The sequence below is a fragment of the Curtobacterium sp. BRB10 genome (assembly GCF_031844325.1).
GTDB classification, from domain to species: Bacteria; Actinomycetota; Actinomycetes; order Actinomycetales; family Microbacteriaceae; genus Curtobacterium; species Curtobacterium poinsettiae_A.
In genome coordinates this window covers 106315-118822 of sequence record NZ_JAUZVA010000002.1, presented here as the reverse complement: position 1 = coordinate 118822, position 12508 = coordinate 106315, and the positions used below count along the sequence as shown (strand labels likewise).

The window sequence follows — 12508 nt, the reverse complement described above, 5'->3', positions numbered from 1 at the left end:
GCGCACACCACCGGCAGCATCAGCGCGACGACGAACAGAAGAGGAAATCATGCACATCGGTCTTGTCGGCCTTGGTCGCATGGGCAACAACATGCGTGCCCGTCTCCGCAACGCAGGGATCGAGGTCACCGGGTACGACGCGAACCCCGCCGTCTCCGACGTCGCCGACCTCGGCGCCCTCGCCGCTGCCCTCCCGGAGGGCAAGCGACTCGTGTGGGTCATGGTCCCGCACGGCAAGATCACCGACGACGTGATCACTGACCTGGCCGGCGTCCTCGGCGAGGGCGACCTGGTGATCGACGGCGGCAACTCGAAGTGGCTGGACGACACCAAGCACGCCGAGCAGCTCGGTGCCCGCGGCATCCGCTACATGGACGTCGGTGTCTCCGGTGGTGTCTGGGGCAAGGACAACGGGTACGGCCTCATGGTCGGCGGTGACGCCGCGGACGTCGAGTTCGCGATGCCCGTCTTCGACGCGCTGCGCCCCGAGGGTCCCCGCGAAGAAGGCTTCTCGCACGCCGGCCCGATCGGCGCCGGTCACTACGCCAAGATGGTCCACAACGGCATCGAGTACGCGATCATGCAGGCGTACGGCGAGGGCTACGAGCTCCTCGAGGCGAAGGACATCATCACCGACGTCCCCGCCGTGTTCGCCGGTTGGCAGCGCGGCACGGTCGTTCGTTCCTGGCTGCTCGACCTGATGGTGCTCGCGCTGAACGAGGACCCGAAGCTGGACGCGATCGAGGGCTACGTCGAGGACTCCGGCGAGGGCCGCTGGACCGTCGAAGAGGCCATCGAGCACGCGGTCCCGATGCCGACGATCTCGGCGTCGATCTTCGCGCGCTTCGTCTCGCGACAGGGCAGTGCTTCGCCGACGATGAAGGCCGTCGCGGCGCTCCGCAACCAGTTCGGCGGTCACGCCGTCAAGAAGTCCTAGGACTTCCCGGGGGAACCCGGACTCGGCCCGCGTGCACGTCGACCATCTCCAACTGACCGACTTCCGGAACTACCGGGAGGCGGACGTCGACCTCGCACGCGGGCCGAACCTGTTCGTCGGCCGCAACGGGCAGGGCAAGACCAACCTGGTCGAGGCCATCGGGTACCTCTCCACGCTCGGCTCGCACCGCGTCCCCACCGACGCGGCCCTCGTCCGTCAGGGGTGCGACGCCGCGATCGTCCGAGCACGGCTCGCCCACGAAGAACGCAGCATCCTCGCCGAGGTGCAGATCAACCGCACCGGCGCGAACCGTGCGCAGGTCAACCGGTCGGCGATCAAGCCGCGGGAGCTGCCGCGCTACTGCACGAGCGTGCTCTTCGCTCCGGAGGACCTGGCCCTCGTCCGCGGAGAACCGGCCGGGCGACGCCGGATGCTCGACGAGTTGCTCGGCCAGATCGCACCGCGGATGCAGGGCGTGCTCGCCGACTACGACCGCACGCTCCGGCAGCGGAACACCCTGCTGAAGTCGGCACGCGCAACCGGCGCGAAGGCGAACGCCCTGTCGACGCTCGACGTCTGGGACGACCGGCTCGTCGGACTCGGCGCCGAGATCGTCGCGGCCCGCGACCACCTGACCCGGCGGCTCGCGCCCTTCGTGGCCGACGCCTACGCGACCGTCGCCGGCGAGCACCACGACGCCTCGATCACCGGTGTCCTGTCGATCCGCGGCGGCGACCCCGAGTCCGCGGCGGCCACCGATCCGGTGCTCGGGACCCCGGACGAGCCCGTCACGGTCGCGTCGGCAGCCGAGGCGTTCGCGGCCGCCCTGGAGCGACGTCGCCGGGACGAACTCGACCGCGGACTCACCCTCGTCGGGCCACACCGGGACGACGTGCTGTTCCAGCTCAACGGGTTACCTGCCCGCGGGTATGCGAGTCACGGCGAGTCCTGGTCCTTCGCGCTGGCGATCCAGCTCGCAAGTGCCTCGATCCTGCGTGCGGAGTCGAACCTGGGCGACCCGATCATCATCCTCGACGACGTCTTCGCCGAGCTCGACGAATCACGTCGGGAGCGCCTCGCGAACGCCGTCGCCGACTACGAGCAGGTGCTCATCACGGCCGCGGTCTTCGGCGACGTGCCCCAGAAGCTGGCGGCGCACACGGTGCGGATCGAGGCGGGCACGATCGTGACCGACGAGGCGGACGCGACCCGGGCCTCCAGTCCGACGACGGACGCGACGGAGCCGACGGACGCGACGGAGCCGACGGACGCGACGGAGCGGACTGCAGCGACGGACGCCGACGCCAAGGCGGACCCGACCGACGCCCCTGCCCCCACCGAAGCCGAAGCCGAAGCCGACGCCTGATGCCGAAGCCCCGCAAGCCCACCGAACCCTCGCAGGTGTACCGCCACCTGCGCGCGGTGTTCGGCGACCCGTCCAAGCGCGGCACCGATGCCCGCCGCCGCCGCGCCCGCGAGTTCGACGCCGACACCGTGCCGTACGGGCGCGGCCGCGAGCCGAAGGGCCTCGCGGACATCGTCGGATCGCTCGCCCAGGAGCTCGGTTGGACGGAACCCCTGGCCCGCTCCGAGCTCTTCGTCGACTGGCCGAGCGTCGTCGGTGAGGAACTGGCGAAGCACTCCCGTCCGGTCACCATCGACGACGGCGCGCTCGTCATCCGGTGCGATTCGACGGCCTGGGCGACCCAGCTCCGACTGATGCGCGCGACGGTCACGACGACCATCGCGGAACGGCACCCCGAAGCGGGGGTCCAATCGATCAGGGTTTCCGGCCCGGACGCCCCCACGTGGAAACGCGGCCCCAGGACGGTCCAGGGGCGCGGTCCTCGCGACACCTACGGTTGAGGCGACGAAATCATCCTGGAGTGCCAGAAAAGCCCGTCTGAGGGGCAGATGCGCCCTCGAAAGAGGGGGCTCTGCGGTAGACTGGGAGGTGCAGTGCGCGGGCGTTCCGCGCGCAGGCAGGAGCACGCTCGACATGGCAGCAGAATCTGAAGACGACCGGCAGAACCCGCTCGGTGCGGAGACCCCGCAGAGCGAACCGTCCTACGGCGCAGACCAGATTCAGGTGCTCGAGGGGCTGGAAGCCGTCCGCAAGCGCCCCGGTATGTACATCGGTTCGACTGGCCCGCGCGGACTGCACCACCTGGTCCAGGAGATCGTCGACAACTCGGTCGACGAAGCCCTCGCCGGGTACTGCGACACCATCGACGTGAGCATCCGCGAAGACGGTGGCGTCCGCGTCGTCGACAACGGCCGTGGCATCCCGGTCGACGTCCACGCGGCTGAGGGAGTCTCGACCCTCCAGGTCGTCCTCACCGTCCTGCACGCCGGCGGCAAGTTCGGCGGTGGCGGCTACGCCGTCTCCGGTGGTCTGCACGGCGTCGGTTCGTCCGTCGTGAACGCACTGAGCTCCGAACTCGACGTCGAGGTCCGTCGACAGGGCCACGTCTGGCGGCAGAGCTACACCGACGGCGTCCCCGTCGCGCCCGTCTCGAAGGACGAGGCGACCGACGAGACCGGTACGACGATCACGTTCTGGCCGAACGCGGAGATCTTCGAGTCCGTCGTCTTCGACTACGAGACTCTGCGCACGCGCTTCCAGCAGATGGCCTTCCTGAACAAGGGCCTGCGGATCAACCTGCGCGACGAGCGAACCCCGGAAGAAGGGGAAGAAGCCCGCAACGACACCTTCATGTACGAGCGTGGCCTCGCCGACTACGTCGAGTTCATCAACGCGCAGAAGAAGGCCGACCTCGTCCACCCCGACGTCATCGGCTTCGAGGCCGAGGACCCGGAGCGCAAGATCGCGCTCGAGGTCGCGATGCAGTGGAACACCTCCTACCAGGAGAGCGTCCACACCTTCGCGAACACGATCAACACGCACGAGGGCGGGACCCACGAAGAGGGCTTCCGCGCCGCGCTCACGACCCTCGTCAACCGCTACGCGCGCGAGGCGAAGATCATCAAGGAGAAGGACGACAACCTCACGGGTGACGACATCCGCGAAGGACTCACCGCCGTCATCTCCGTCAAGCTCGGCGAGCCGCAGTTCGAGGGGCAGACGAAGACCAAGCTCGGCAACACCGAGGCGAAGTCCTTCGTGCAGCGCGTCGTCGGCACCGAGCTGACCCACTGGTTCGAGAGCAACCCGACGCAGGCGCGCGACGTCGTCCGCAAGGCGATCCAGGCGTCGCAGGCGCGGCTCGCTGCCCGCAAGGCACGCGAGACCACCCGCCGCAAGGGGCTGCTCGAGTCGGGCGGCATGCCCGGCAAGCTCAAGGACTGCCAGTCCAAGGACCCGACGGTGTCGGAGATCTTCATGGTCGAGGGTGACTCCGCCGGCGGTTCCGCCGTGCAGGGCCGCAACCCGATGACCCAGGCGATCCTGCCCCTGCGCGGCAAGATCCTGAACGTCGAGAAGGCCCGGCTCGACCGCGCCCTCGCCAACCAGGAGATCCAGTCGATGATCACGGCGTTCGGTGCCGGCATCGGTGAGGACTTCGACCCGGACAAGGCCCGCTACCACAAGATCGTGCTGATGGCCGATGCCGACGTGGACGGCCAGCACATCACGACGCTGCTGCTCACCCTGCTGTTCCGCTACATGCGTCCGCTCATCGAGCACGGCTACGTGTACCTCGCGCAGCCGCCGCTGTACCGCCTGAAGTGGTCGAACTCGGCGCACGAGTACGTCTTCAGCGACCGGGAGCGCGATGCCCTGATGCAGGCCGGTCTCGCCGCCGGCAAGCGCATCCCGAAGGACAACGGGATCCAGCGCTACAAGGGCCTCGGCGAGATGGACTACAAGGAGCTCTGGGACACCACGATGAACCCGGACACGCGCACGCTCCTGCAGGTCACGCTGGAGGACGCGGCTGCTGTGGACAGCGTCTTCTCGACGCTGATGGGCGAGGACGTCGACGCACGTCGCCAGTTCATCCAGCAGAACGCCAAGGACGTCCGCTTCCTCGACATCTAACGGCCAGGAGGCGTGGCGTGAGCCGCGTCGACCAGTCCTGACCACCTGGGGTCGCGCCCGGCGCGACCAACGGAACCACAGCCTCCAGGCTGTCCAGAAAGGGAACGAAGCCACATGGCTGACGACAACGAGAACGGCGCCGACGAGCTGCCCGAGATCGTCCACGGCGACAGCGGGGACATCGTCGTCTCCGGTGACCGCATCTCGCAGGTCGACCTGCAGCTCGAGATGCAGCGCTCGTACCTCGACTACGCGATGTCGGTCATCGTCGGTCGTGCCCTGCCGGAGGTCCGCGACGGCCTCAAGCCGGTGCACCGCCGTGTGATCTACGCGATGTTCGACGGCGGCTACCGCCCGGACCGGGCGTTCTCGAAGTGCTCCCGCGTCGTCGGTGACGTCATGGGTCAGTTCCACCCGCACGGTGACTCCGCGATCTACGACGCCCTGGTCCGCCTGGTGCAGCCGTGGTCACTCCGGTACCCGCTCGCGCTCGGTCAGGGCAACTTCGGTTCGCCGGGCAACGACGGCGCTGCCGCCCCGCGGTACACCGAGACGAAGATGGCGCCGCTCGCGCTCGAGATGGTCCGCGACATCGACGAGGACACCGTCGACTTCCAGGACAACTACGACGGCCGCACCCAGGAGCCGGCGATCCTGCCGGCCCGGTTCCCGAACCTGCTCGTCAACGGGTCGGTCGGCATCGCGGTCGGCATGGCCACGAACATCCCGCCGCACAACCTGCGCGAGGTCGCCGAGGGCGCGAAGTGGGCACTCGACAACCCCGATGCCACCCGTGAGGAACTGCTCACCGCGCTCATGCAGCGCATCAAGGGCCCGGACTTCCCGACGGGTGCGCAGGTGCTCGGCACCAAGGGGATCCAGGACGCCTACCGCACCGGCCGTGGGTCGATCACCATGCGTGCCGTCGTCTCGGTGGAGGAGATCCAGGGTCGCACCTGCCTCGTCGTCACCGAGCTGCCGTACCAGGTCAACCCCGACAACCTGGCGATCAAGATCGCCGAGCTCGTCAAGGACGGCAAGCTCGCCGGTGTCGCCGACATCCGTGACGAGACCTCCGGTCGCACCGGGCAGCGCCTGGTCATCGTGCTGAAGCGCGATGCCGTCGCCAAGGTCGTCCTGAACAACCTGTACAAGCACACCCAGCTGCAGGAGAACTTCGGCGCGAACATGCTCGCCATCGTCGACGGGGTGCCCCGCACCCTGCCGCTCGACGGCTTCATCTCGGCGTGGGTCGCGCACCAGGTCGACGTCATCGTCCGCCGCACGCAGTTCCGTCTGCGCGAGGCCGAGAAGCGCGCCCACATCCTGCGCGGCTACCTGGCTGCGCTGGACGCCCTCGACGAGGTCATCGCGCTCATCCGTCGCTCGCCCGACGTCGAAGAGGCCCGCACCGGCCTGATGGACCTGCTGTCCGTCGACGAGATCCAGGCGCGCGCGATCCTCGAGCTGCAGCTCCGTCGTCTCGCCGCCCTCGAGCGGCAGAAGATCCACGACGAGGCCGAGGAACTCGAGCGCAAGATCGCCGACTTCCAGGACATCCTCGGTTCGGAGAGCCGTCAGCGCTCGATCATCCGTGACGAGCTGAGCGAGATCGTCGACCGCTTCGGCGACGACCGACGCACCGAGATCATGCTCGGCTACGACGGCGACATGTCGATGGAAGACCTGATCCCTGAAGAGGAGATGGTCGTCACCATCACCCGTGGTGGTTACGTCAAGCGCACGCGAAGTGACCAGTACCGCTCGCAGCACCGTGGCGGCCGGGGTGTCCGCGGTGCTCAGCTCCGCGCCGACGACATCGTCGAGCACTTCTTCGTCACGACGACGCACCACTGGCTCCTGTTCCTCACCGACCAGGGCCGGGTCTACCGCGCCAAGGCGTACGAGCTGCAGGAAGCCGGCCGCGACGCGAAGGGCCAGCACGTCGCGAACCTGCTCGCGATGCAGCCCGACGAGCAGATCCAGCAGGTGCTCGACATCCGCGACTACGAGGTCGCCCAGTACCTCGTCCTCGCGACCGAGCACGGTCTGGTGAAGAAGACCGCGCTCACCGAGTACGACACGAACCGCACCGGCGGCATCATCGCGATCAACCTGCGCGACGGCGACAAGCTCCGCCAGGCGCTGCTCGTCGACGAGCACGACGACCTGCTCCTGGTGTCCCGCCAGGGCATGTCGCTCCGGTTCACGGCGACGAACGACACGCTGCGTCCGATGGGTCGTTCGACCTCGGGTGTGAAGGGCATGTCCTTCCGCGACGGCGACTCGCTGCTCGCGGCCCGGGTCGTCTCCGATGACGGCTTCGTCTGGGTGATGACCGAGGGCGGCTACGCCAAGCGCACCGCCGTCGACCAGTACCGGGTGCAGGGCCGTGGTGGTCTGGGCATCAAGGTGGCCAAGTTGGCGGTCGACCGAGGCGATCTTGTGGGCGCTCTCATCGTCGGCGAGGACGACGAGGTGCTCGTCGTGCTGCAATCGGGCAAGGTGGTAAGGTCTGCCGTGGCCGAGGTCCCTGCCAAGGGCCGTGACACGATGGGCGTCGTCTTCGCGAGGTTCGCGGAGAACGACCGGATCATCGCGGTGGCCCGGAACACCGAGCGGAACCTGGACGACCAGGACGACGCCGAGATCGAGCCCGCGGGCCCGGTGGAGACGGTCAGCCCAGCCGAAGCGGCCCCGGATTCCACTGATCCCATCGACACCGAGCCCGTCGCAGACGAGGCCGGAGAGGACCAGTCAAGCAATGAGTAGTGTCGCCGAGAAGCTCCAGAAGAAGGCGAAGCGTCCCGTCGGCACCCGCCAGGTGCGGTTGCGACTGGTCTACGTCGACTTCTGGTCGATGGTGAAGCTGAGCTTCCTCATCGCCCTGGCCGGCAGCATCGTGATCGTGGTCGCCACGGCACTGGTGTGGGTCATCCTGAACCAGACGGGTGTGTTCACCCAGGTCGACGCCCTGTTGAAGGACGTGACCGGTCAGAACAGTTACTCGATCATGGACCAGTTCTCGCTGGGCCAGGTCCTCGGGTTCTCCATCGTCGTGGGCATCCTCAACGTGGTCGTCGGCACCGTGCTCGGCGCCATCGTGAGCGTGCTCTACAACCTCAGTGTTCGGATCACGGGCGGTCTGCTCGTGGGCTTCACGAACAACTGACACACCCGGGTCGGATGGGTCCACTGCTCGATTTCGTTCCGACGAGATCGTACGGTAGGCTTTCATCCGGTCTGAGGGGCTATAGCTCAGGCGGTTAGAGCGCTTCGCTGATAACGAAGAGGTCCAAGGTTCAAGTCCTTGTAGCCCCACCAGTTCTCCGGAACACCACGACAATTCCATCCCGTCACCGATCACCTCGGTGGCACTCGGGGCCTTAGCTCAGTTGGTAGAGCGCCTGCTTTGCAAGCAGGATGTCGGGAGTTCGATTCTCCCAGGCTCCACTCGCATCAGCCCCTGGTTGCCGACTCCATCGTCTGCCCAGGGGCTTCGTTCTGTGCCCGTGCGCGCCTCCGCCCCTGCGGCGCGATCATCGCGGGTGGTTCGGTCGCCGTGTTCGTCTGCGCGCCTCCGGCGACGCGCCGCTCCGCGATGGCTGCGTCCGGCACTCGCCATGCCGCGTCATCTTCGCCGAGTGGTCACGACATGCCGCGTGCGGTTCGCCGAGGTGGCTGGAACTGTCGTCTGCGCGCTGACCGGGCGACAGGTTGCGACCTCTCGGTCGTTGGCGGGGGGGGGGCGCGTTGCGTGAGCGCGTGGCGGACGGGAGGCGCGGTGGCGGGCTGGCGCGTGCCTCCAGGTCCGTGGATGGGCGCGTTCAGAGCAGGCGGCCGGCCCGTGCACTCAGCGTGTGCCCGGGAACGACGAAGGGCCCCGGCGACAGCCGGGGCCCTTCGTACGAACCGGGAGGTCAGGCGGCAGGCTTCTCCGCCGTGTCAGCGTCGTCGGCGACCCAGAGGTCGTCGTCGGCGCGGAGCGTCTGGTACGCGGCGTACGCAGCACCGGCGACGGCGACGACGCCGACGATGATGAGTGCGACTCCGCCGAAGCCGAGACCCTTCTTCTGCTGCGACGGGACGTACTTCGCAGCAGCCTTCTTCGCGCTCTTGCTCTTCTTCTGCGCGTTCTTCACGATCTTCTTGACCCGAGGGTCCTTCGCGAGGTCGGTCACACTCAGCACCGAACCGGCGGTCGAGACGAGTCCGGGGACCACCTCGGACTGGAACTTGTGCGAAGCGCTCTGCGCTGCCGAGGTGGCAGCGTGCACGCCGGTCGCGAACGCGGGACGAATCCCGTTGTCGATCGCGTTCTGCACCCGGGGTGCGATGTCCTTGCGAGCTGCGTCCGCGGCGTTCGACCGGGCCTCGGCCAGGATCGCGTTCGCGTGCTCGAGGACCTTGCGCTGCTCGCCGAGGAGCGAGGCGGTCTGGCCCTTGAGCTTCTTGATCTGCTTCCGACGCTTTCGCGGGATCTCGATCGTCGTCATCTGGTACCTCCATCGGATCGGCGTGACCCCATCCTGCCACCACACTGCCTGACAGGTCACGGAACCGCAGCTGTGCAATCCGTCCGCGGTCAGGAGTACATGCGAGAATCGGAACATGTCTCTGCACACCGCTGTCGCAACGATCCACACCAACAAGGGCGACATCCGCGTCAACCTGTTCGGCAATCACGCACCGAAGACCGTCAAGAACTTCGTCGACCTCGCCACGGGCCAGCAGGAGTGGACCCACCCCGGCACGGGCAAGGTCTCGACCGACAAGCTCTACGACGGCGTGATCTTCCACCGCATCATCAAGGACTTCATGATCCAGGGCGGCGACCCGCTCGGCCAGGGCATCGGTGGCCCCGGGTACCGCTTCGACGACGAGATCTCCCCGGAGCTCACGTTCCAGAACCCCTACATCTTCGCCATGGCGAACGCCGGCATCCAGGGCGGCCGCGGCACCAACGGCTCGCAGTTCTTCATCACCACGGTGGCGACGCCGTGGCTGCAGGGCAAGCACACCATCTTCGGTGAGGTCGCCGACGACGAGTCCCGCGCGGTCGTCGACGCGATCGAGGGCGTCCCGACCGACGGTCGTGACAAGCCCGTCGAGGACGTCGTCATCCAGAGCATCGACGTCGAAGGCGTCTGACCCGCACGTGACCGACCAGGCGTACAACCCGAACAACACCTGCTACCGGCATCCGGACCGGCAGAGCTTCGTGCTCTGCCAGCGCTGTGGGCGGACGATCTGCCCGGAGTGCCAGACGCCGGCGGCAGTCGGGGTGCACTGCCCGGAGTGCGTGCGTGAACAGCGCGCACAGTTCGCAGCGAACCGCCGAGCGTCCGGAGCCCCCAGCGGGTTCACGGTCGCTCGGCGGCGTTTCGCCATGCTCGACCAGAAGGGCACGACCGTCATCGTGGCGATCACGGTGGCGATCTGGTTGCTCGACCAGGTCAGCGGGCGGTTCTTCACGAGCTTGCTCGCCTACAACTCGTTCCTGCTGCCGACGCAGCCCTGGCGTGTGATGACCTCGCTGTTCGTGCACTCGGGCATCTTCCACATCCTGTTCAACATGTGGGCGCTCTGGATCTTCGGTCGCATGCTCGAGAACATGCTCGGCACCTGGCGGTTCGTGGCCCTGTACTTCATCACGGGGATCTTCGGGTCCATGCTCGTCACCTTCCTGGCGCCGGGGACGACCGTGCTGGGTGCTTCGGGTGCGATCTTCGGGCTGTTTGCCGCGTTCTTCGTGCTGCAGCGCAGCCTGGGGAACAACGCCGTGCAGCTCCTCGTGCTCATGGGACTGAACCTGGTCATCGGGTTCCTGCCCGGCGTCAACATCTCGTGGCAGGCGCACGTCGGCGGCATCATCGGCGGCTTCCTGATGGGCTTCGTCTTCGCACAGACGCGCAACATCCGGAAGCGTCCGCTGCAGATCGCGCTGATCATCGGCGCGGCGGTGCTCGGCATCGCGCTCACCGCCGTGGGGTACGCGGTCACGATCGGCTGACACCGCCACGACGCTCCCCGAACGCCCCGTCGCACTGCGGCGGGGCGTTCGTCGTTCCCAGGGCTGTCCGTGTCCTGCTCATCCACAGCTGTCCACAGCGCTGCTGCGGGTTATCCACAGGTGTGGAGAAGTCGGTGAGTTACACCAGTGTGATTATCCCCACTGTGGAATCGGTTGTGGATAACTCCGGGGTCGGGGTGTGGATGACGGTGTGGAGAGTGGGGAAAAGTGTGGAGAACGACGGGATCGTCGAGGATGTGTGTTCCAGGAGCGCTTGAGCTTGTGGAGAACGACGACGCCCGCCGCACCTTGTGGTGCGACGGGCGTCGGGGGAACAGCGAGCTGGAGGTCAGCGCCACCGGGTGGTCATGAGGAAGCCGACGAACATGATGCCGAAGCCGACCACGATGTTCCACGAGCCGAGGCTCGGAACCGGCAGCGTGGCGTTCGAGATGTAGAAGACGATCACCCACACCAGACCGATGAGCATGAAGCCGAACATGACCGGCTTGAACCACACCGGGTTCGGGGCGTCCCCGGCGGTGTCGACCGAGTCAGCTCGGGTCGTCCGGGCGGGCTTGGTGCGGTCCTTGTCCTTGGCCATGGCCGGTATCCTACCGTGACCACGTGTGTGGATCGGGCCGCGTACCGCCGCACACATCCCCCACGAGTACGGTGAACCGCCATGACCAGGATCCTCGTCGTCGACAACTACGACAGCTTCGTCTACACGCTCAACGGGTACGTGCAGCAGCTCGGTGCCGAGACCGACGTCGTGCGCAACGACGCCTTCCCCGAGTCCGAGATCGCCGACCGCATCGCGGAGTACGACGGCGTCCTCCTGTCGCCCGGTCCCGGGACACCGGCCGCCGCCGGCGTCTCGATCCCCACGGTGCACGCGGCCATCGCTGCCGAGACCCCGCTGCTCGGCGTCTGCCTGGGGCACCAGGCCATCGCGGAGGCACTCGGTGCCACGGTCACGCACGCCGAGGAGCTCATGCACGGCAAGACCTCCGAGGTCGACCACGACGACAGCGCGCTCTTCGCCGGCGTCCCGCACCCCTTCACGGCCACGCGGTACCACTCGCTCGCGATCGTCGACGGCACCGTGCCCGACGAGCTCACCGTGACCGCACGGACCGAGGGCGGTGTCATCATGGGCGTCCAGCACCGCGCGCACCCCGTGTTCGGCGTGCAGTTCCACCCGGAGTCGGTCTTGACCGAGGGTGGCTACCGCATGGTGGGCAACTGGCTCGAGACCACCGGGCTGACCGGAGCCGCCGAACGCGCCGCCGACCTCGGCCCGCTCATCGCGGCCCACCGCGCCTGACGAACGCACCCGGGCGGCAGACGCCGTCGTGTCATCGAGACGCCTCCGGATCCGGGGGCGTCTCGTGCGTTCCGGGGCGTCGTGCCGACACGACGGCATCTCCTGGGCACTGGACCGGGCCGTCTGCATGACCAGCGTTTGCAGGCGGCCGTGGGCTGGGCCTCCAGGCCGTCGTGGCCAACTGAGGACAGGCGGCGGCGAGCAGACGTGCCTGTCGGCACTGAG

The 12508-nt window shown here is 67.7% G+C and carries 11 protein-coding genes and 2 tRNA genes; 11 read left to right on the top strand and 2 right to left on the bottom strand.

Annotated features, from left to right (window positions below; all coding sequences use genetic code 11):
- Window positions 1-49: 49 nt before the first annotated feature.
- The 8 genes from gnd (at window position 50) to Q9R26_RS04320 (ending at window position 8393) form a co-directional block, all read left to right on the top strand.
- Window positions 50-937 carry a phosphogluconate dehydrogenase (NAD(+)-dependent, decarboxylating) gene (gene gnd, locus Q9R26_RS04355; protein ID WP_182064138.1) on the top strand — a complete coding sequence of 296 codons (888 nt, stop codon included), beginning with the start codon at window positions 50-52 and terminating at the stop codon, window positions 935-937.
- Window positions 938-968: 31 nt separating this feature from the next.
- Window positions 969-2303: a DNA replication/repair protein RecF gene (recF, locus tag Q9R26_RS04350; RefSeq protein WP_311226640.1), complete on the top strand. Its 1335-nt coding sequence runs from the start codon at window positions 969-971 to the stop codon at window positions 2301-2303.
- On the top strand, window positions 2303-2803 hold the full coding sequence (locus Q9R26_RS04345) for a DUF721 domain-containing protein (protein ID WP_182064140.1): 501 nt from the start codon (window positions 2303-2305) through the stop codon (window positions 2801-2803). Before recF ends, Q9R26_RS04345 begins: the two co-directional genes overlap by 1 nt.
- Before the next feature lie 133 nt (window positions 2804-2936).
- Window positions 2937-4940, top strand: coding sequence for a DNA topoisomerase (ATP-hydrolyzing) subunit B (gyrB, locus tag Q9R26_RS04340; protein WP_182064141.1), 2004 nt, complete (start codon window positions 2937-2939; stop codon window positions 4938-4940).
- 114 nt (window positions 4941-5054) lie between these two features.
- Window positions 5055-7712, top strand: coding sequence for a DNA gyrase subunit A (gene gyrA, locus Q9R26_RS04335; RefSeq protein ID WP_182064142.1), 2658 nt, complete (start codon window positions 5055-5057; stop codon window positions 7710-7712).
- Window positions 7705-8112 carry a DUF3566 domain-containing protein gene (locus Q9R26_RS04330; RefSeq protein ID WP_027466922.1) on the top strand — a complete coding sequence of 136 codons (408 nt, stop codon included), beginning with the start codon at window positions 7705-7707 and terminating at the stop codon, window positions 8110-8112. The genes gyrA and Q9R26_RS04330 overlap by 8 nt, the downstream gene beginning before the upstream one ends.
- Window positions 8113-8187: 75 nt before the next feature.
- Window positions 8188-8264: transfer RNA gene (locus Q9R26_RS04325), tRNA-Ile, on the top strand.
- Window positions 8265-8320: 56 nt separating this feature from the next.
- Window positions 8321-8393: transfer RNA gene (locus Q9R26_RS04320), tRNA-Ala, on the top strand.
- A gap of 467 nt (window positions 8394-8860) precedes the next feature.
- Here the strand turns inward: Q9R26_RS04320 and Q9R26_RS04315 are convergent.
- On the bottom strand, window positions 8861-9436 hold the full coding sequence (locus Q9R26_RS04315; RefSeq protein ID WP_051597033.1) for a hypothetical protein: 576 nt from the start codon (window positions 9434-9436) through the stop codon (window positions 8861-8863).
- Window positions 9437-9551: 115 nt separating this feature from the next.
- On the opposite strand from Q9R26_RS04315, the gene Q9R26_RS04310 reads away from it, so the two are divergent.
- A complete protein-coding gene (locus Q9R26_RS04310) occupies window positions 9552-10091 on the top strand; it encodes a peptidylprolyl isomerase (protein ID WP_027466924.1) in 540 nt (179 codons plus the stop codon).
- 238 nt (window positions 10092-10329) lie between these two features.
- Complete coding sequence (locus Q9R26_RS04305) at window positions 10330-10953, top strand: rhomboid family intramembrane serine protease (protein WP_311226639.1); 624 nt, start codon at window positions 10330-10332, stop codon at window positions 10951-10953.
- A gap of 349 nt (window positions 10954-11302) precedes the next feature.
- On the opposite strand, the gene Q9R26_RS04300 is transcribed toward Q9R26_RS04305, so the two are convergent.
- Window positions 11303-11557 (bottom strand): cell division protein CrgA, encoded by a 255-nt coding sequence (locus Q9R26_RS04300; RefSeq protein WP_071404137.1) that lies wholly within the window; start codon window positions 11555-11557, stop codon window positions 11303-11305.
- A gap of 81 nt (window positions 11558-11638) precedes the next feature.
- Here Q9R26_RS04300 and Q9R26_RS04295 point away from each other — a divergent pair, with 81 nt between their 5' ends.
- Window positions 11639-12283, top strand: coding sequence for an aminodeoxychorismate/anthranilate synthase component II (locus Q9R26_RS04295; protein ID WP_182064144.1), 645 nt, complete (start codon window positions 11639-11641; stop codon window positions 12281-12283).
- The last annotated feature ends 225 nt before the right edge of the window (window positions 12284-12508 follow it).

Excerpts from the sequence above, each read along its gene's own strand:
- gnd (WP_182064138.1), top strand. The coding sequence starts at position 50 with ATGCACATCGGTCTTGTCGGCCTTGGTCGCATGGGCAACAACATGCGT.
- Q9R26_RS04345 (WP_182064140.1), top strand. The coding sequence starts at position 2,303 with ATGCCGAAGCCCCGCAAGCCCACCGAACCCTCGCAGGTGTACCGCCAC.
- gyrB (WP_182064141.1), top strand. The coding sequence starts at position 2,937 with ATGGCAGCAGAATCTGAAGACGACCGGCAGAACCCGCTCGGTGCGGAG.
- gyrA (WP_182064142.1), top strand. The coding sequence starts at position 5,055 with ATGGCTGACGACAACGAGAACGGCGCCGACGAGCTGCCCGAGATCGTC.
- Q9R26_RS04330 (WP_027466922.1), top strand. The coding sequence starts at position 7,705 with ATGAGTAGTGTCGCCGAGAAGCTCCAGAAGAAGGCGAAGCGTCCCGTC.
- Q9R26_RS04315 (WP_051597033.1), bottom strand. The coding sequence starts at position 9,436 with ATGACGACGATCGAGATCCCGCGAAAGCGTCGGAAGCAGATCAAGAAG.
- Q9R26_RS04310 (WP_027466924.1), top strand. The coding sequence starts at position 9,552 with ATGTCTCTGCACACCGCTGTCGCAACGATCCACACCAACAAGGGCGAC.
- Q9R26_RS04305 (WP_311226639.1), top strand. The coding sequence starts at position 10,330 with ATGCTCGACCAGAAGGGCACGACCGTCATCGTGGCGATCACGGTGGCG.
- Q9R26_RS04300 (WP_071404137.1), bottom strand. The coding sequence starts at position 11,557 with ATGGCCAAGGACAAGGACCGCACCAAGCCCGCCCGGACGACCCGAGCT.
- Q9R26_RS04295 (WP_182064144.1), top strand. The coding sequence starts at position 11,639 with ATGACCAGGATCCTCGTCGTCGACAACTACGACAGCTTCGTCTACACG.